At 71.6% G+C, this 18657-nt stretch carries 20 protein-coding genes; 9 read left to right on the top strand and 11 right to left on the bottom strand.

Annotated features, from left to right (window positions below; genetic code table 11):
- Positions 1–13 precede the first annotated feature (13 nt).
- Positions 14–1000 (top strand): GNAT family N-acetyltransferase, encoded by a 987-nt coding sequence (locus EDC02_RS09790; protein ID WP_123601656.1) that lies wholly within the window; start codon positions 14–16, stop codon positions 998–1000.
- A gap of 37 nt (positions 1001–1037) precedes the next feature.
- On the opposite strand, the gene EDC02_RS09785 is transcribed toward EDC02_RS09790, so the two are convergent.
- Complete coding sequence (locus EDC02_RS09785) at positions 1038–2831, bottom strand: hypothetical protein (RefSeq protein ID WP_123601655.1); 1794 nt, start codon at positions 2829–2831, stop codon at positions 1038–1040.
- A 129-nt stretch (positions 2832–2960) separates the two neighbouring features.
- Here EDC02_RS09785 and EDC02_RS09780 point away from each other — a divergent pair, with 129 nt between their 5' ends.
- Positions 2961–3473 (top strand): DUF1707 domain-containing protein, encoded by a 513-nt coding sequence (locus EDC02_RS09780; protein ID WP_123601654.1) that lies wholly within the window; start codon positions 2961–2963, stop codon positions 3471–3473.
- Positions 3474–3560: 87 nt separating this feature from the next.
- Positions 3561–3929, top strand: a complete 369-nt coding sequence (locus EDC02_RS39490) for a hypothetical protein (RefSeq protein WP_148083383.1) — start codon at positions 3561–3563, stop codon at positions 3927–3929.
- Here the strand turns inward: EDC02_RS39490 and EDC02_RS09770 are convergent.
- From EDC02_RS09770 to EDC02_RS09755, 4 genes are all read right to left on the bottom strand, one after another.
- On the bottom strand, positions 3920–4546 hold the full coding sequence (locus EDC02_RS09770; RefSeq protein WP_123601652.1) for a hypothetical protein: 627 nt from the start codon (positions 4544–4546) through the stop codon (positions 3920–3922). The genes EDC02_RS39490 and EDC02_RS09770 overlap by 10 nt on opposite strands.
- Before the next feature lie 709 nt (positions 4547–5255).
- Positions 5256–5840: a TetR/AcrR family transcriptional regulator gene (locus EDC02_RS09765; RefSeq protein WP_158632114.1), complete on the bottom strand. Its 585-nt coding sequence runs from the start codon at positions 5838–5840 to the stop codon at positions 5256–5258.
- A 212-nt stretch (positions 5841–6052) separates the two neighbouring features.
- Positions 6053–6304, bottom strand: a complete 252-nt coding sequence (locus EDC02_RS09760; RefSeq protein WP_123601650.1) for a helix-turn-helix domain-containing protein — start codon at positions 6302–6304, stop codon at positions 6053–6055.
- Positions 6305–6453: 149 nt separating this feature from the next.
- On the bottom strand, positions 6454–7206 hold the full coding sequence (locus EDC02_RS09755; protein ID WP_158632113.1) for a zf-HC2 domain-containing protein: 753 nt from the start codon (positions 7204–7206) through the stop codon (positions 6454–6456).
- 126 nt (positions 7207–7332) lie between these two features.
- Between EDC02_RS09755 and EDC02_RS09750 the strand changes: the two genes are divergently transcribed.
- The 6 genes from EDC02_RS09750 to EDC02_RS09725 all read left to right on the top strand — a co-directional run bounded on the left by EDC02_RS09750 (position 7333) and on the right by EDC02_RS09725 (position 13769).
- Positions 7333–7914 carry a sigma-70 family RNA polymerase sigma factor gene (locus EDC02_RS09750; protein WP_123601648.1) on the top strand — a complete coding sequence of 194 codons (582 nt, stop codon included), beginning with the start codon at positions 7333–7335 and terminating at the stop codon, positions 7912–7914.
- Between the two features lie 253 nt (positions 7915–8167).
- Entirely contained in the window at positions 8168–9718 is a 1551-nt protein-coding gene (locus EDC02_RS09745; protein ID WP_158632112.1) for an ABC transporter substrate-binding protein, read from the top strand.
- 69 nt (positions 9719–9787) lie between these two features.
- On the top strand, positions 9788–10726 hold the full coding sequence (locus tag EDC02_RS09740; protein ID WP_148083382.1) for an ABC transporter permease: 939 nt from the start codon (positions 9788–9790) through the stop codon (positions 10724–10726).
- Between the two features lie 70 nt (positions 10727–10796).
- Positions 10797–11693 (top strand): ABC transporter permease, encoded by an 897-nt coding sequence (locus EDC02_RS09735; protein WP_123601645.1) that lies wholly within the window; start codon positions 10797–10799, stop codon positions 11691–11693.
- Entirely contained in the window at positions 11690–12733 is a 1044-nt protein-coding gene (locus tag EDC02_RS09730; RefSeq protein ID WP_199757570.1) for an ABC transporter ATP-binding protein, read from the top strand. The genes EDC02_RS09735 and EDC02_RS09730 overlap by 4 nt, the downstream gene beginning before the upstream one ends.
- Positions 12726–13769 (top strand): ABC transporter ATP-binding protein, encoded by a 1044-nt coding sequence (locus EDC02_RS09725; RefSeq protein ID WP_123601644.1) that lies wholly within the window; start codon positions 12726–12728, stop codon positions 13767–13769. The genes EDC02_RS09730 and EDC02_RS09725 overlap by 8 nt, the downstream gene beginning before the upstream one ends.
- Before the next feature lie 15 nt (positions 13770–13784).
- On the opposite strand, the gene EDC02_RS09720 is transcribed toward EDC02_RS09725, so the two are convergent.
- The 6 genes from EDC02_RS09720 to EDC02_RS09695 form a co-directional block, all read right to left on the bottom strand.
- Positions 13785–14414, bottom strand: a complete 630-nt coding sequence (locus tag EDC02_RS09720; RefSeq protein WP_123601643.1) for an MBL fold metallo-hydrolase — start codon at positions 14412–14414, stop codon at positions 13785–13787.
- Positions 14414–15499 carry an S-(hydroxymethyl)mycothiol dehydrogenase gene (locus EDC02_RS09715; protein ID WP_123601642.1) on the bottom strand — a complete coding sequence of 362 codons (1086 nt, stop codon included), beginning with the start codon at positions 15497–15499 and terminating at the stop codon, positions 14414–14416. The genes EDC02_RS09720 and EDC02_RS09715 overlap by 1 nt, the downstream gene beginning before the upstream one ends.
- 105 nt (positions 15500–15604) lie before the next feature.
- Positions 15605–16162: a 2-oxo acid dehydrogenase subunit E2 gene (locus EDC02_RS09710; protein ID WP_233605837.1), complete on the bottom strand. Its 558-nt coding sequence runs from the start codon at positions 16160–16162 to the stop codon at positions 15605–15607.
- Between the two features lie 40 nt (positions 16163–16202).
- Positions 16203–16445, bottom strand: a complete 243-nt coding sequence (locus tag EDC02_RS09705) for a biotin/lipoyl-containing protein (RefSeq protein ID WP_123604673.1) — start codon at positions 16443–16445, stop codon at positions 16203–16205.
- A 2-nt stretch (positions 16446–16447) separates the two neighbouring features.
- Positions 16448–17470 (bottom strand): alpha-ketoacid dehydrogenase subunit beta, encoded by a 1023-nt coding sequence (locus EDC02_RS09700; RefSeq protein WP_199757569.1) that lies wholly within the window; start codon positions 17468–17470, stop codon positions 16448–16450.
- On the bottom strand, positions 17467–18603 hold the full coding sequence (locus EDC02_RS09695) for a thiamine pyrophosphate-dependent dehydrogenase E1 component subunit alpha (RefSeq protein ID WP_199757568.1): 1137 nt from the start codon (positions 18601–18603) through the stop codon (positions 17467–17469). The genes EDC02_RS09700 and EDC02_RS09695 overlap by 4 nt, the downstream gene beginning before the upstream one ends.
- Positions 18604–18657: the final 54 nt, after the last annotated feature.

The raw sequence follows: 18657 nt of genomic DNA, 5'->3' as shown, positions 1-18657 counted from the left end.
CGACAATCGCCCGATGACAGCGACCACCGAGGCTCCGTCACTTCCTGCTGGATACACCCGGCGGCCCGCCGGGTCCGATGACGCACCCGCCGTCTTCCAGCTGATCGCCACCTGCAACACCGCGGTCATCGGCCGGCCCGACTGCACCCTCGACGAGGTCGCCGACGACCTCACCGACCCGGACTTCGACCCGACGCGGGACGGTTGGCTGGTGCACGACCCGGGTGGCGTAGCGGTCGGCTGGGGTTGGGCGTGCCGCAAGGGGAGCAGCGACGCCGTCGACATCGACGCGTACCATCTCGACACCGAGCCGGCGGTCGGCGACTGGCTCTGGTACCAGGTCCAACGCCGCGCCGTCGCGATCGCCGCCGAACTGGGCCACTCCCGCGCCGTGCTGGACGCCGGCTGCTACCGGGAGGACACCGCCACGGCCGGACGCCTGGCCGAGCTCGGCTTCTCGGTGGCGACCGTGTTCAACCGGCTGTTCGTCCCGCACGACCCGGCGAGCCCGAGGGCCGACCCCGGGGAGCCCGACGGCGTGCGGATCCGCGGTACCGGCGACGATCCCGAGGCCCGTCACCAGGCATGGACGGTGCACCAGGCCGCGTTCGCCGACCACTTCGGTTTCGCGGCCAAGGCCTACCCCGACTGGGTCGGGCATCTCGAGTCGCACAGTGACCATGACTGGTCGCTGGGCGAGGTCGCGTACCTGGACGGCGTCCCGGCCGCGATGGTGTTGCGGTCGCGTGCCTTCGTGGCCGACGAGCAGAGCGGCTACGTACGGCTGCTCGCGGTCCGACCCGAATGGCAGGGGCGTGGTCTGGGTCGCCTGCTGCTGCGCCGGGCGTTCGTCGCCGACGCCGCCGACCAGCGGCGGGGCACCTTCCTGCACGTCGACACCGACCCTCGGCGGCCGGCGCTGCGCCTGTACCTCGCCGAGGGTATGCGGCCGGTGCAGATCATCGACGCCTGGCGACGGACCGTCCCGGTGACGCCCTGACCACGTGACGTGCCCGACCAGACGAGCCGGACCCGGCTCACCGCACGGCCACCAGCTCGGCCACCGTCCGCCGCATCGCCTGCTCGAACAGCTCCCCGTCGACGACGGCCAGCGACGCGGTCATCGCCACCACGACCAGCGTGGTATCGACCTGTATGACAGCCAGCGCGGTCGTCGCGGTGACCCGTCCGGCACCGCGGCCCAGCGTCCGCACCAGGTCCATCCGCCAGGCGCGGTCGCCGACGGCCGGTGCCGCGCGGGGCAGCGACTGGACCCGTAGCCCGGACCGTCCGTCGGTGAACTCCCGACAGGCCGCACCGGCCCGTTCGACCGCGGCGAAGACCATGTCCACCGGCCGTGCCGAGGACATCGCGTCCGGCCGGTACGACACGACGTCGATCTGCAGGGTGGTCCGGCCGAGCCCACCGTTGCCCGGTGCGGCCCGCGTCGCATAGCGCGCCACGCCCTGGCCGGTACGTCCAGCGGCGACGCGGCGCAGATAGTCGTCGACGATCGATGGCTGACAGCCGGCCGGTCGACTCCCGGCCGGTGGCGGGGCCGGGAGCGGATCCGCCCGCCACGCCGGGCCGAGCACCGGCTCGACGGCTCGGGCGGCCCGGTTCGCCGTGGTCGTGTCGATCGGGACCGGACGGGCGGTCCTCGGGCCACCCGGACTCGCGCGGCGGGCGCGGTCCGGGTCGGATCCCTGCGGATCGGATCCGCCGCGCGGGTCGGCTCCCCGCAGGTCGGATCCGCCGTCCGGGACGGCGGGCGACGGCTGCACCAGCAGCGGCGCGGCGAGACCCGGCGCGGCCGCGGTGCCCACCGGGAAAGCGAGCAGACCGGCGACGACTCCGGCCAACGTCGCCGGGACGGCAGCGGCGCCCGGCGATCCAGTCGCGCCGGGCCGTCCGGCGGTCAGCACCGGCAGCAGACCGGCCAGGACCAGCAGGGCGGGTGCCAGTGCGGCACCGGCGACCAGCCGATCTCCAGCGGCCGGTGCCAGGTGCCACAGGATGGACGCCCCGGCCTGGCCCCCCGCACCGGCGATCACCCCGGCGGCTGGCACGGCGCACCACGCCACTGTCCGGGCACCGCGCGTCCCGCCCGGGCAGCGGCGTAATCCGACGGTCAGGCCGGCGACGGCGGCGGTCAGCAGCAGCACGCGGGTCGTCGACCCGGCAGGCGTGCCGGGCCCCGGGCCGGTGAACGCGGTGCCGGTGAACGCGGCCACCGCGGCCAGTGCGGCGCTCACTGAAGCCAGTAGCCACGGCCAGCCGCGCAGCACGGCGCGGCGAGCGCTCCGGCCCGAGGCGATCCGGTCAAGTTCGGCGCGGACGAGCGGGTCGAACACCACCGGAACCAACGGCTGACGGACCGCCGCCGCCGGCAGCACGACCGCCGCCCGCTGGCCGGGACCGGCGGTGCTGCCCGTCCGATGGCCGCCGATGCGCAACCGGGGTCGGTCGGAACCGACCAACCGGTGCTGCCGGCAGAGTTCCTCGAAACGCGCCTCGGCCATCGGGTGGGCCGGGGAGAGCCGGGCGATCCGGCGTTGGGCGCACACCGTCGTGACCAGCGTCCCGGCCAGCCCACTGCCGAGCGCGATCGCCGCTCCTGCGGTCATCAGCGCGCCGACGGCCCAGGTCGCCTCGGTCAGGCACATCGCCGGGTCGCTGGCCGAGGGCGGGCAACGGGTCAGCACGTCCAGGTACGCCAGCCCGATGGGGCGGTACGTCAGGGCCAGCATCCCGCCGCTCGCCGCGCCGAGCGCGGCGAGCGCGACCGCGACCACCAGCAGCGGCCACGTCCCGCCACCCCTGGGCGTCATGCCGACGGACCCCCGTAGTCAGCCATCCGTGTCGGATCGTGTACCGAACGTAGCCATGATGCGGGATTCCGGCCCGCTGGTCCAGCGTGACCTGCCCAGACCGTCAGATGGGGTAGCCTCGGAAACACTGTGGAAGGCGGCGACGGGGTCGACAGGCGGGCTGGTGACGAGCGGGTCGGTGACGAGCGGGTCGGTGACGAGCGGGTCGGTGACGCGCAGCGCAACCACGTCGTCGAACTGCTCGCCCGGGCACTCGGTGAGGGCTATCTGGACCTCACCGAGTACGAGCGGCGGCTGGTCGGGGCGACCGCGGCGACAACGTCGGGGGAGCTCGTCGCGCAACTGACCGATCTGCCGCGGCGGTTCCACTGGGATCCTCGTACGCCGGCCGTCGGCTCGTCCGTCGCCGACCGGGCCCGGGCCCGGCGTACCTCTGCTGCGTTGATCATGGCTGTCGTGTCGCTGCCGTTCGCCGCCTGCTACGGCGCCGGCGCGGTACCCGCTGTCGCGGCGATCGTTCTGGCGGGTCCGGGCCGACGGGTTCCAGGTCAGCGGGCCAGGGCGTTGGCAGCGACCGTGATCGGCTCGGTCGGCGTGGTGGGGTCGGTGATGAGCGTCGTCCTGCTGCTTGTCGTCGGCTGATCGCCCGGCCGTCTCCCGTGATCGCCCGGCCGTCTCCCGGTAAAGTGCCATCTACGGACTGGTCAGGTCCGATCGTCGTGGGCAGATGTGATCGTCGATGGCATGCGCCCGTCACGAACGGCCCGACATGCCGGGGTCCTCCTTGTTCTACTGCTGTGTCTGACTGCCTGCGGCGCGACCAGCGCGAAATGCCGCAACAACAGTTGTACGGTGGCCGTCAAAACAACCGAAACTGCAAGTGTGGAGATTTTCGACCACCAGATGGAATTCCGGGATCTCGTCGCCGGATCGGTGACCGTGGTCTACGCCGGACAGCCCCATTACATCCCGGTCGGACAGACGGCCGGGGTCGGTCCGCTGACCGTGACGGTGACCTCGGCGGAACCGGGCCGGGCGCAACTGGTCATCTCCGCGGACCAGCACAGCGGCGCGGCTGCCGGTCGTGGTCACCGTTGAATCCAGAGACGCAGTTCCTGCGGGTCGAGGCAGGCCAGTACCGCTTCGTGCAGGATCATGCTGGCCGCCCGCGCCAGGGTGAGGTCGAACTGTCCGGTGCGGCCGTCGGGTAGCCGCAGTGCGACCGTGCCGGTACGCCGGTCCACGGCGCAGCGCAGCGGCAACTCGGCGGGCCGGCCACCCGGCGAGCGGACCAGGACCCGCAGCTCGACCACCCCGTCGGAGACCCGTCGATCGACCATGTGCCCACTGGCCGGCGGGGCGGGTCGACCGGCCGGTTGAGGCTGGACGCGTGCTGCCGGCTGGCGTTGGGGACGCCGGGGCGGATCGCGTTCCGGACGGCAGGTCGGTGTCGTAGTGCGTCCGTTCGGGGGGACCGGCACGGTCGCGGACCTCACCGCCAGGGCGGTACGCACGGGTTCGGGTGGTGGCCGCCGGTCGGCGCGGGGCGCCAGTTCGGGGCGGCCGAGCACCACGGTGTCCACGCCGGTGCCCTCCGCGCCGGTGACCCGGTACCGGACGGTGACCGCGGTGTCGGACAGGTTGAGCACCACTCCGGGCCGCCAGGCCCCGGTACGGTGGATCCAGATCGGATCACCTCGTTGGTACGCCGTCACGGTGCGCGCCGTACCGGCTGGTGGCAGGCGCGAGCTGCGGCCCGTGCCGCTCACCGGAACTCGTACCGCATTATTGGGAACTGCCTCTGATCGCCGGGACAGGTCGTGACGTTGCTCGGCCGACGATACTTCCCCGATGACCGGGTGCGGCAGGGGTCGATGCCTGGTGCCTATTCGGATATTGCGGACCAGGGGGTAGGGAGGCCGAGTCGCGTCGTCTTTCCGACGATCAGGAAAGATGGTCGGCCGCTCCGCCGGATATCGCACCGTTCCTGCCGCGTTGCCGAGGACCGGATCGACGTGACTCGGTGTGAACACGTTTTCGAGGATCACGCACTGTCGTGCTTCTCCGTACCGCTGGACCTCGTCGCTGGCGTGCGCCGACGTACCAGCCTGATGGTTGATCGCGCGATTACATCGCCCTGGCGAAGTGGCCTGACGACTCTCCGTGACTTTTCGCGGGTGGCTGACGTCGGTCGGGCGCGGATGGCATCGGCGGGCAAGGGAATGCAACCCAGCTTCCTAGGATGCGCGAAGAGGCTGTGTCGGGACGCGAACGTCCATCAGCTACTCATTAAAGAAAGTGTCTGCAGTGGAACGTTGGGGCTGGATCGGCCGACCGGCGTCGAAGTTGCAGCGGCGGGTGGGAGCGTTGCTCAACCACCCAGTGGACCGCGAGGCATCGCCGGGCCGGCCGTAGCGCCGCTGATCAGCGGCGTGCGGCGATGCCGTCCAGGAAGAGGGTGGTGCAGTCGGTGATCAGCCGGTTGAGCGAGTACTTGCCGCCCGGCCTGAACCATCGCACGGTCAGCCAGACGGCATCGCGGGTGAGCCGGTAGAAGGTTTTCGGGTCGATGTCCGAGCGCAGGGTGCCGTCCCGGCGTCCGGCGTCGATGACGGTGAGCCAGACGCTCTCCACCTCCTTGGCGACGCCCTTGAGGTAGCCGAACCGGGGCAGGCCACGCAGGTAGTTCGCGTCGTTCTGGTAGATCTCGGTGGCGTGCGGGTGGCTGGCGGCGCACTCGAGCGAGGCACGGATGAGCTGCCGCAGTTGGTCGTCCGGTCCGTCCGGCCCGTCGAGGATCTGCTGGTAGCGGGCGCGTAGGTCGGCGAGGTAGCTGGAGATGATCTCGTCGACCATCGCCTCTTTGGATTCGAAGTGGTGGTAGAGGCTACCGGAGAGGATGCCCACGTCGTCGGCGATCTCGCGGACGGTCGTGCCGGCGACTCCTCGGCTGGCGAACAGTGCGCCAGCCCGGTGGAGTATGTGCTCTCGTCGGCTGCGGGAAGTCACCATTGTCTCCCTGGTCGTGTAGCGGTGAAGCGGACACTTGCATGGCACCTTCCGCGACGAGCCGGCCTGGCGGATCCAGCCGGATTCGGCAGTCAACCATGGTGGCTCTCTGACCAATGTGATCGGTGACCGGGTGGTCATCTCGAGGGGCGGAGGAGGTACGTCCGTCAGTCTAGGACCCAGGCAGGACGATTAGCCGTACGCGTCGCGGCCTAGTCCAGTGTGTCCTGATCGGCGCTCACCGCGCTGTGCTCAGACTCAGGTGTACGGTCAGCATGGACGGTCGGATCCGGGCGGCGTCCGCCGCGACTGCGGATGGGCACGCCCGAGTAGTGCAGTCGCCGGTGCACGTAGCTGTACGACACGCCGAGCTCGGCGGCGATCCGCCGGATCGGCGCTCCGGCGAGGTACCGGCTGACGATCTGGGCGCTCGTCGGACGCTCGTCGGGCGGGGTGGCCGGCATGACTGCTCCCTGACCGTTGCGGGACGGTGGTGTCGTTGCGGATGCCTCCCGGACGAAGCTGGAGGCAGGTCCGTCGTCACCATGTCCCGTCAGGGGGAGCGGAGGTTGTCCGGCCGGGTTGTCAGATCAACGGCACCAGGGCTGGCGGGTCAGGCCGCCCGGTCCCGGCGGTGGCGGATGCTCGCCGCGCCGCCACGGACCACCCGCAACGGTGTCGGGTTGACCGCCGGTGGTTCGTCGTCGAGTTCGACGCGCCAGCGTGACCGGGTACGGCCAGCGTTGCCCGGTGACGTGTCCGGGTCGCCGCCGCGCCGGCGCAGCGCCAGGATGAGCAGGTACCCGGCGACGACCAGGCCGTGGCTGAGCAGCCGAGGGTAGTCGACCCGGCCGGTGATGACGTCATTGACCGACAGCAGTGCCAGCACCGCGACGAACGCGGTCAGGGTCGGCAGCATCCCGGCCGGCCGGGTGCGCCGGACGGCGATCCACACGAAGCCGGCGCCGAGTGCGACGTTCCAGGCCGCGGACTCATGCCACAGGTGGTTGGGGGCGGTTCCACCGACCGGATCGGGCACATGCAGATGGCCGTCGGCGACGCCGCCGATCTGGGCCGCGCCGAGCAGGAACTGCGCGATTCCGAGGACACCGAGGGCGTACCGCAGCAGCAGGGCGACCCGGGCGGCGGTCAGCCGTCGGGGCGGCGCGAGCGCGTCGAGCACCGATTCGTCGACGGCGCCGACCGGCTCCGGGCCGGTACGCCGGGCGAGGTTGGTGACCAGCGTGGCGTCGGCGTACCAGTCCCGGCACCCGGCGCAGCCGGTCAGATGGTCCCGCGCCGCAGCCGACTCGGCGGCGTCGGTCTCCCCGTCGAGTTCGGCCGACAGCAGCTCACGAAAGTCCACGCACCCCACATGTCAATAGTCGGCCCGCCCGCCGGGACGGTTCCCACCGGGGTGGCGTCCGACGGGCAGGCACCGCCGGGCGGGGCGGACTACGGCGGGGGAGGCTTCCCGGATACCCTTTCAGCCATGCCGCACGCCGCACCGGACGACGCCCAGATCACCCGTTGGGCCCTGGCGGCGCGCGACGGTGACCGGGCGGCCGCCACGTCGTTCGTCCGGGCCACCCAGGGTCAGGTGCAGCGGTTCCTGGCGCATCTGGTGGACGCCACCGAGGCGGAGGACCTCGCCCAGGAGACGTTTCTGCGGGCGATGCGTTCGTTGCCGCGCTTCGCTGGGCGGTCCACCGCGCGTACCTGGTTGCTGTCCATCGCCCGACGGGTCGCCGTCGACCATATCCGCGCCGTCGTGGTGCGGCCCCGGGTCGCCGATCTGGCCGACTGGCAGGCGGTGGCCGAAGCCGCGGTCGCCGGGCCACGCTTCGAGGAAGCGGTCGCGCTGCGTCAGCTGCTGGCCGGCCTGGCCGCCGACCGCCGGGAGGCGTTCGTGGCGACCCAGGTGCTCGGGCTGAGCTACGCCGAGGCCGCGGAGGTCTGCGACTGCCCGGTCGGGACCATTCGGTCCCGGGTCGCCCGGGCCAGGGAGGACCTGGTCGCCGCGATGACGGAGTCGGGGCGGCGGTCCGGTCGGCATCTGCGAGCGACCAGCTGACCGGTCGTGGCCGGGTCCCGCGCGACGGAGCCCGCGGCGGTGTTCGTTCGCCGGTCCTGATGGTGTTGCGGCACCCGCCGGGCTGAACCCGGGGCTGTTCGACCCTCGCCGGCCGATGCCGGCCATGCCTGCGCGTCCGGGGCCTGGTGGTCGGCCGTTCGTCGCGGGCTTGTTTCAGCGTCGACCTCTTGCGTTAACAAACGTGAAGTGCAAGGCTTCGTCAACACCAACGAAGACGTCGACGGAGGCCAGCATGCAGAAGGCCCACACCAGGTTGTGGCGTCACGCGGCGGTGATTGGCGTTGCGGTGATCCTGACTGCCGCCTGCTCGTCAGGCGGCGACCCGGACACGGACAGTAGTCCCTCGGATGGCGCCACGGCCAACCCCGACGCCACCTTCCGCTTCGCAGACACCCTGCCAATCGACACCCTTGACCCGCACAAGTCACCCGGAGCCGGCAACAACGTCTGGCTCTTTCCCGTATATGACCGGCTCATCCACCTCAACTCGTCGGCCGAGCTCGTCCCTGGCCTGGCGACCGAATGGTCCTTCTCCGACGACGGGCTCACCCTGTCGCTGACCCTGCGGGACAACGTCAGCTTCCACGACGGCACCGCTTTCGACGCCGCCGCCGTGCAGGCCAACATCGACCGGGCGAAGACGGTGGAGGGGTCGGCTGTCGCCAGCGAACTCGCCGTCATCGACTCGGTCGAGATCGTCGACGACACACACGTCGACCTCAACCTCAACGCCGTCAACAGCGCCCTGCCCTACATCCTGACCGACCGTGCCGGAGCCATCGCCAGCCCGGCGGCGTTCGACGCCGACCTGGCCCGCAACCCGGTGGGCACCGGGATGTACCGGGTCACCGAGTACCAGCCGAGCTCCAGCGCGACATACGAGCGCAACCCCGACTACTGGGACCCGGACGCGGCCGCCGCCGCCCGGATGGAGTTCACCAGCATCACCGACTCCCAGCAGCGGCTCAACGCGCTGCGGACCGACTCGATCGACGCCACCATCCTGGACGCGGCGAACGTCGCCGCAGCCGAGTCGGCCGGTCTGGTGGTGGACTCCGCCCCAGTGCTGCAGTTCTACCACCTGCAGCTCAACCTGTCCCGCGAGTACCTCGACGACGTGCGGGTGCGACAGGCGATCAACCATGCGATCAACCGTGAGGACCTGGTCAGCGGGCTGCTGTTCGACCTCGGCGAACCGGCGGTCCAGCCGTTCCCGAGCGGATACTTCGCCCACGACGAGTCCGTCGCCGACCTGTACCCCTACGATCCGCAGCGGGCCCGCCAGCTGCTCGACGAGGCCGGCGTACCCGAGGGCTACACCCTGGAGTTCATCAACCAGAACGCCCCCGCGTACACCCAGCTGACCGAGGCGTTGCAGGCGCAGCTGCTGGAGGTGGGTCTCAACGTCGAGATCACCCAGACGGTCAACTTCGCCAACTCGTTCTACGTCGAAGGCCAGGGTGACGCCGGAGCGATCAACTGGACCGGTCGGCCGGATCCGTCACAGACGGTCGGGCTGGTCTTCGCCGAGAACGGCTTCGCCAACCCGGGCAAGGTGACCACGCCCGAGGTGACGGCCCTCTACCAGGACCTGCTGGCCACCACGGACGAGACGCAGCGGCAGGAACTGGCCCGACAACTGTCGGCCCAGATCACCACCGACGCCCTCGACGTCGTCCTCTACTTCCCGTACAGCAACGTCGCGTACAGCGACAAGGTGGTGGGCCTGGAGAACTGGCTCTCCGGCAAGCTGGAGTTTCCCGGCGTCGGCGTCGCCGACTGATCGTCGTCGTGCCGGGTGGGCGGCCGCGGCCGCCCACCCGGCACGACCCGGACCAGGCATGGTGAGGTCATGATCGGACTCGTCGGCCGGCGCCTGTTGACCATGGTGCCGCTGCTGCTGTTCGTCACGCTCGTGGTGCACGGCATTGCGCTCTTCGTCCCCGGCGACCCGGCGGTCCGCATCGCCGGGGAGAACGCCACCGCAGAACAGATCGCTCTCACCCGGGACCGGCTCAACCTCGACGAGCCCTGGCCGGTGCGGTACTGGCGGTGGCTCACCGACGCGGTCCGGGGCGACCTCGGCAACTCGATCTTCAACAACGACTCGGTGACCCAGCTGATCCTGGAACGGATGCCGGTGACCCTGGCACTGACCCTTGCCGCGCTGGTCGTCGCGGTTCTGTTCGGCGTACCGGCCGGCATCCTCGCCGCCCTGCACCCGAACCGGTGGCCGGACAAGCTGGTCCGGGCCATCGCCACCGTCGGCATCGCCTTCCCCGGCTACTGGCTCGGCCTGCTGCTGATGCTGGCCTTCTCGATCCGGCTGGGCTGGTTCCCGACCATCGGCTACACGCCGATCAGCGAGGACCCGGCGGGTTGGCTGCGCCACATCACGCTGCCCGCCATCGCGTTGGGCGCCTCGGCCGGGGCGGAGGTGGCCCGACAGCTGCGTCGGTCGATGCTCGACACCCTGCATCGCGACTTCGTCCGTACCGCCACCGCCAAAGGGCTGCGGTACCGGGCGGTGCTGGGCAAGCACGCCCTCAAACACGCCGCCGCGCCCGTGGTGACCGTACTCGCCACCCAGGTGGCGCTGCTGCTCGGCGCCGCCGTGATCATCGAGCAGACGTTCACCATCCCCGGGGTGGGGGCGCTCGCGGTCAGCTCGGTGATCGGCAACGACCTCACCGTCGTGCAGGGCATCGTGGTGGTCAGCACCGTCGCCATCGTGCTGGCCAACCTGCTCGCCGACGTAGCCCAGGCATGGCTCGCCCCGAAGACCCGGTGATCCGCACCCCGCCCCGACCGACCCGCATCCTTCGAGTACCCGCACCGGACCCACAGGAAGGGAGGCGACCGTGACCGCCACCGCGAAGCCGGCAGTGGACACCTCGTCGGCACCGTTGCAGCGCCGCCACCGCTGGCGGTTCCTGCGCCGGTTCGCCGGGCACCCGGGTGCGCTGCTGGCCGCCGGATACCTGCTCGTCGTGGCGCTGCTCGCCGTGTTCGGTGGCCGGCTGACGCCGCACGACCCACTGGCGCAGAATCTCGGTGCGGTGCTGCAGCCACCCACCGGCGGGCACCTGCTCGGCACCGACGATCTGGGCCGGGACCTGCTGAGCCGGCTCATCGTCGGGGCCCAACCGTCGCTGCTGGCCGTCCTGCAGTCCCTCGCGGTCGGGGTCGGCTTCGGAGTGCCGATCGGGCTGGCCGCGGTGCTGCTGCCGGCGTTGCCCGGCGGGCTGCTGATGCGGATCGTCGACGGGGTGATGGCGTTTCCGCCGCTGCTGCTGGCGATCGGCGTGATCGGCGTGCTCGGCCCCGGGCTCAGCCAGGCGATGATCGCCGTCGGCGTGGTGTTCGTGCCGCGGTTCGCCCGGCTGACCCGCACCAGTGTGCTGCAGGTCTACCACGAGACGTACATCGACGCCTCCCGGGTCATCGGCACCCCGCTGGGCCGGCTGGTCCGCTGGCACGTGCTGCCGAACATCACCGGCCCGGTCGTCGTGCAGGTGGCGGTGGCCAGCGGGTTCGCCATGCTCGCTGAGGCCGGTCTGAGCTTCCTCGGGCTCGGTGTCCAGCCGCCGGACGCGAGCTGGGGCGCGCTGCTCGGCCGGGCGCTGCCGTACATCGACACCGCCTGGTGGCTGGCGGTCGCCCCCGGCGTGGTGATCACCTTGACCGTGCTGGCCACGAACGTGCTCGCCGACGGCGTCGGCGACTCGCTCGGCCGCGAATCCAGGAGCCGGCGTTGACCGAACCCACCAGGAGCACCGAACCCACCAGGAGCACCGACCGGCCGGCGTCGGCGACCGACGCCGTGCTGCAGGTCACCGACCTCACCGTCGCGGTGGGTACCGCCGCCGGCGGCTGGACCGACCTCGTCCACCAGGTGTCGTTTCAGGTGGCCGCGGGTGAGACGGTGGGGCTCGTCGGGGAGTCGGGCTGCGGCAAGAGCACCACCGCGCTGGCGTTGATGGGGCTGCTGCCGCCCCGGGACCTGCGGGTCGGGGGCGGCACGGTCCGGCTCGACGGGACCGACCTGTACCGGTTGTCCCGTCGGGGCTGGGAGGACGTCCGCGGCGACCAGATCTCCATGATCTTCCAGGAGCCGATGTCCAGCCTGCACCCGGCGTTCACCATCGGCGAGCAGATCGCCGAGTCGGTGCGCCGGCACCGGGGGCTGTCCCGCCGGGCGGCCGCCCGGCGGGCGGTTGAACTGCTCGACCTGGTCGGCGTGCCGGACGCCCGGTCCCGCGCCCGGGCGTACCCGCACGAGTTCTCCGGCGGGATGCTGCAGCGGGTCCTGATCGCCATCGCGCTGGCCTGCGAGCCGAAACTACTGGTCGCCGACGAACCGACGACGGCCCTGGACGTCACCGTGCAGGCGCAGATCCTGGATCTGCTGCACGAGATGCGCGACCGGTTCGGGCTGGCCGTCCTGCTGGTCACCCACGACCTCGGGGTGGTCGCCGAGGTGTGCGACCGGGTGGTGGTGATGTACGCCGGCCAGGTCGTCGAGGAATGCGACATCGACACCTTCCTCGCCGGTGCCCGCCATCCGTACAGTCGGGCGTTGCTGGCCGCCGCGCCGGACGCCGCCGTCGACGGCGAACTGACCTGGATCCCCGGTGCCCCACCCGGCCCGGACGAACTGCCGTCCGGCTGCCGGTTCCAGCCGCGCTGCCGGTACGCCCACGACGCCTGTCGCAGCGGACCGATCGTGCTGCGCCGCACGGCCGACGGCCACGCGAGCCGTTGCCTGCTCGATCCGGAGGCGATGACCGATGAGTGATCTGCTGCGCCTTTGCGACCTGCACGTCACGTTCCCCGGCCGGTCGCTGTTCGGCCGCCGGGCCGCGCCGGTGCAGGCGGTACGCGGCGTGGACCTGACCGTGGCGCCGGGCGAGACGGTGGGGCTGGTCGGCGAGTCCGGCTGCGGCAAGTCCACCCTCGGCCGTACCGCTGTCCGGTTGATCCGTCCCACCCGGGGCCAGGTGCTGTTCGAGGGTCGCGACATCGGGGCGATGTCCAGCCGTCAGCTGCGCCCGCTGCGGCCCCGGTTCCAGATGGTCTTCCAGGACCCGTACTCGTCGCTCGATCCGTCGATGAGTGTGCTGGACAGCCTCGCCGAACCACTGCGGGTGCATACCGGCGACGGGCTGGCCGAGCGGGCCGCCCGGGTGGCGGCGGCGCTGGGTCAGGTCGGGTTGGACGAGCGGCACCTGTACCGCTATCCGCACGAGTTCTCCGGTGGGCAGCGGCAGCGGCTCGCGCTGGCCCGGGCGATGATTCTCGACCCGCGGCTGATCGTCGCCGACGAGGCGACCAGCGCCCTGGATGTGTCCACCCAGAATCAGATCCTCATGCTGCTGCGGGCGTTGCAGCGGGAACGGGGGGTGGCGCTGTTGTTCATCAGCCACAATCTGCTCGCCGTACGGCATGTCGCGGCCCGGGTGGCGGTCATGTACCTGGGGCGGGTGGTGGAGACCGGGCCGACCGCCCGGGTGTTCGCCGCACCGGCCCACCCGTACACCCGGGCGTTGCTTGCCGCCGTGCCGGGCGCGGCCCGTCGCCGCCAGAGCGGCGTGCGGGTCGCGTCGCCGGTCGGTGAGCTACCCAGCCCGGTCGCGCCGCCGGCCGGTTGCCCGTTCCACACCCGCTGTCCGCTGGTGCTGGACCGCTGCCGGGTCGAGATGCCGGCGGCGGTGCCGGTGGACGGCGGTGGTCACGTCTCGTGTCACCTGCAGACCGACGGCCCGGTGCTCGGTGGTCGGCCGCTGCCGGCGTCGCTGGCCGCCGGCGTCGGACCCGGGACGGCGTCCGGGTGAGGTGTACCGTGGCGGTCAGTGGCCGCGGGCGATCCATTCGTCGAGATGCGGCCGTTCGGTGCCGATCGTGGTGCTGTCGCCGTGTCCGGTGTGCACGACTGTGTCGTCCGGCAGGGTGAACAGCCGGTCGCGGATGGACGCGACGATCGTGCTGAAGTCGCTGTAGGAGCGGCCGGTGGCCCCCGGGCCGCCGGCGAACAGCGTGTCGCCGGTGAACACCACGCCCAGCTCGGGCGCGGACAGGCAGCACGCACCGGGGCTGTGCCCAGGGGTGTGCAGCACCCGCAGCGTGGTGCCGCCGACGGTGAGTTGCTGACCGTCGGCCAGTGTGGCGTCCGGGGGCCGCCGCGGGTGCACCTGGTCCCACAGCACCCGGTCGGCCGGGTGCAGCAGCACCGGTGCGCCGGTCTCGTCGGCCAGCCGCGGCGCGACCCGTACGTGGTCGTCGTGGGCGTGGGTGGCGACGATCGCCCGGACGGTACGTGCGCCGACGACGGTGCGGATCGCCTCGACGTCGTGCGGGGCGTCGATCACCACGCATTCGGTGTCGTCGCCGACCACCCAGACGTTGTTGTCGACGTCGAAGGTCTGCCCGTCCAGGGAGAACGTCCCGGACGTGACGGTGTGGTCGATCCGGGTGGTCATCAGAAGACCACCACCGAGCGGAGCACGTCGCCGTGGTGCATCCTGCCGAACGCCTGCTCGACCTGGTCGAGCGGGATCTCCTCGGTGACGAAGGCGTCGAGGTCGAGCCGGCCCTGCCGGTACAGCTCGGTCAGCATCGGGAAGTCGCGCGACGGCAGGCAGTCGCCGTACCAGCTGGATTTGAGTGCGCCGCCACGGCCGAACACGTCCAACAGTGGCAGTTCGACGCGCATCTGCGGGGTCGGTACGCCGACCAGGACGACGGTGCCGGCCAGGTCCCGGGCGTAGAACGCCTGTTTCCAGGTTTCCGGGCGGCCGACCGCGTCGATGACGACGTCGGCACCGAACCCGCCGGTGAGTTCCTGAATCCGTTCGACCACGTCGGTCTGCCGGGCGTCGACGGTGTGGGTGGCGCCGAAGCCGCGTGCCCAGTCGAGTTTGCGGGGGTCGGTGTCGACGGCGATGATGGTCGTCGCACCGGCCAGGGCGGCTCCGGCGATCGCGCCGTCGCCGACGCCGCCGCAGCCGATCACCGCGACGGAGTCGCCGCGGCCGACGCCGCCGGTGTTGATCGCGGCGCCCAGGCCGGCCATCACTCCGCAGCCGAGCAGGCCGACGGCGGCCGGCCGGGCCGCCGGGTCCACCTTGGTGCACTGGCCGGCGTGCACCAGGGTCTTCTCGGCGAAGGCGCCGATGCCCAGCGCGGGGGAGAGCACGGTGCCGTCGGTCAGCGTCATCTTCCGGGTGGCGTTGTGGGTGGCGAAGCAGTACCACGGTCGGCCCCGGACGCAGGCCCGGCAGGTGCCGCAGACGGCCCGCCAGTTCAGCACCACGAAGTCGCCGGGGGCCACGTCGGTCACCCCGTCACCGACCTGTTCGACGATGCCGGCCGCTTCGTGGCCGAGCAGGAACGGGTAGTCGTCGCTGATGCCGCCGTCGCGGTAGTGCAGATCGGTGTGGCAGACACCGCAGGCCTGTACCCGCACCACCGCCTCGCCCGGGCCGGGATCCGGTACGACGATCGTGGCGACCTCGACCGGCGTACCGGTGCTCCGGGAGATCACACCCCGGACGTGTTGGCTCATCGGAACCCTCCTGAAACGTCGTCGTCACACAGGTCCGGTTCGAACCTACCGCCGGGCGGGCCGGCGCGGAACCGTCCCGCCCGGCGTATCCCCTGGTGGTGACGACTACCGCTGGTCGGCGGCCGATTCGACCAGGTGTCGGATCCGGCCGAGGAAGGCGGCGCAGTACGCGCCGTCAAAGACCCGGTGGTCGAACGAGGCGGTCAGCACGGCGACCCGGCCGACGTCCAGTCGGGGCCGGCCGCCGTCGCGGACGACGACCGGCCGGTCGGCGACGCTGTCGAAGGACAGGATGGCGGCCTGCGGCTGGTTGATCACCGGGACGGTGAACAGGGTGCCGGACCGGCCCAGGCTGGAGAGGGTGAAGGTGCCGCCGGTCAGGTCGAGTTCGTTGGTGCGGTGTACGACCGGCACGACCAGGCCCTCGTGCCGCAGGTCGACGGCGATGCCGAGGTTGACCTGCTCGAAGACCCGGATCCCGGCCTCCTCCCAGCTGGCGTTCACCATCGGGAACTCGGTCAACGCCTGTGCGGTGGCCCGGGCGAGGTAGGCGAGCATCCCGGGTGGTCGGCTGCCCCGGGTCGCCCGGTCGGCTTCGACGGCGTCGAAGCGGACCTCGACGGCCATCGCCGCGTGCGGGCTGGTCGCCAGGGACCTGACCATGTGGGCGGCGATCCGGCGCCGGTCCGGCCGGGTGGGCTGGTCACGGCGTGTCGCCGACGATGACGCCGAGGACGGTACGGACCTCGACGACGTCGCCGGGCTGGGCGGTGATCCGCAGCGTGCCGCTGGCCGGTGCGGCGAGCACCTCGCGGGCCTTCTCCGCCTCCACCTCGACCAGGTCGGCGCCTTCCTCGACCCGGTCGCCGTCGGCGGCGTACCACTGCATCACCTCGGCTTCGGACATGCCCATGCCGAACTGCGGCAGACGCACCTCGGTCTCCATGTTCACCTCTCTCCGAGCGTGCGGCGTACCGCCGCGACGATCTTGTCTGTGGACGGGTAGATCTGCTTCTCCAGCGCTGGGCTGAACGGCACGTGGATGTCGTCGGTGGTGACCCGCAGCACCGGTGCGCGCAGTGCGTCGAACGCCTCCTCGACCAGGTGGGCGGCGATCTCGCTGGCGGCGCTGCAGGTGCGGTTGGCCGGGTCGACGACGACGGCGCGGCCGGTTCTGGCCACCGAGGCGACGATCGTCGACCAGTCCATCGGGACCAGGGTGCGCGGGTCGACGACCTCGACGGAGATGCCGTCGGCGGCGAGCTGGTCGGCGGCCTCCAGGGCGAGTTTCACCCCGCCGCCGATGCCGATCACGGTCACGTCGGTGCCGGCCCGGGGAATCGCGGCGACGCCGAACGGGACCAGGTGTTCGTCGTCGGCCGGTGCCGGCCCTCGGCCGCGGCGGCCCCACAGGTTGGCGTCCTCGAAGCACAGCACCGGGTTGTCGTCGCGGATCGCCGTCTTGAGCAGGCCTTTGAGGTCCGGACCGTTGCTCGGCACGATGATCTTCAGGCCGGGGACGTTCATGAACATCGGGTAGGGGCGGTCGGCGTGGTGTGCGGCGGTGCCGCCGTGATAGTACAGCGCCTGCCGGTACACCACCGGGAGCCGGGCCTGCCCACCGAACATGTAGCGGCTCTTGGCGACCTGGCTGATGAACTGGTCCATCGCGCCGAACATGAAGCTGGCCACGGTCAGGTCGACGATCGGCCGTAGGCCGGCCATCGCGGCGCCGGCGGCCATCCCGACGCTGGCCGCCTCGGACAGCGGCAGGTCGCGTACCCGGGCCGGGCCGAACTCGGCGAGGAAGCCGGCGGCCGCGCCGAAGACGTTGGCCCGCAGGTCCTGGCCCATCAGGATGACCCGTTCGTCGCGGGCCATCTCCTCCTGCTGGGCCTGCTGGATGGCCTGCAGGAAGCCCAGTTCGGCGCTGCGGCGTCGGGCCGGCGCCGACGCGGTGTCCGCGCTCACACGCCCGCTCCTTCCGGCTCGTGGTACAGATCCCGGTACGCCTCGGTCGGCTCCGGGTAGGGGCTGCGCCGGGCGAACTCGACCGCTTCGGCGATCTCGACGTCGACCTCGGCGCGTACCGCGTCGATCCGGGCCCGGTCGGTCCGTCCGTCGGCGAGCAGCCGGGCGGTGAACAGGCTGATCGGGTCGCGGTCGGCGCTCCACGTGCCGACCTCGGCGTCGTCGCGGTACGCCTCGCGCAGCTTCAGCCCGTACGCGTGTTCGTGGAACCGGTAGGTCTTGGTCTCCACGATGCTGGGTCCGTCGCCGGCGCGGGCCCGGGCGACCGCGGCGGCGACCGCCCGGTAGGTGGCGGTGACGTCCTGGCCGTCGACCACCACCCCGGGGATGCCGTACGCGAGCGCCCGGGTGGCGATGTCCGGCACCGAGGTGAGGTCGTCGGCGCGCACGCTGACCGCGTACCCGTTGTTCTCGCAGAGGTAGACGACGGGCAGCCGCCAGACGGCGGCCAGGTTGAGCGACTCGTGGAAGACGCCTTCGTTGGCGGCGCCGTCGCCGAAGAAGCACAGGCAGATCCGGCCGTCGCCGAGGACGTCGGCGGCGAGGCCGGCGCCGGTGGCGACCGGGATGGCGGAGCCGACGATGCCGGACTCGCCGAGGCTGCCGACGGAGAAGTCGGCCAGGTGCATGCTGCCGCCCTTGCCTTTGCAGACGCCGTCGGCGCGGCCCAGCAGTTCGGCCATCAGCCGGTCCAGCCGGGCGCCCTTGGCGATCGGGTGCCCGTGCGAGCGGTGGTTGCCGGTCATGTAGTCGTCGACGCCGGTGGCCAGGCAGGCGCCGACGATCGCGGCTTCCTGGCCGATGCTCAGGTGCACCATGGCGGGAAGTTCGCCGGCGTGGAACAGATCGATGGTGGCTTCCTCGAACCGCCGGATACGCAGCATCCGGCGCAGCATCTCCACCGCCAGGTCGGCATCGATGTCCGCCAGGTCGGGGCCCACATCGACCGGGTCGGGGGTGGTGCCCACCGGGTCGGGTGCCCGCTGCGTTGCCAGCTCCATCTCGCTCTCCTCTGGGTTGCGTCGGCGGTCGCGGACCACGGCGTCGCCGCAGGTCGGGTACGGACCGACCATCGCGTAAACACTAGTGTTAACACAGTTGGCCGCCGCGCGGAACGCCCCGCCGGG

Source organism: Micromonospora sp. Llam0 (assembly GCF_003751085.1).
Classification (GTDB): domain Bacteria; phylum Actinomycetota; class Actinomycetes; order Mycobacteriales; family Micromonosporaceae; genus Micromonospora_E.
The sequence above is the reverse complement of the archived record's forward strand: the minus strand, read 5'-3'. Positions and strand labels throughout refer to the sequence as shown.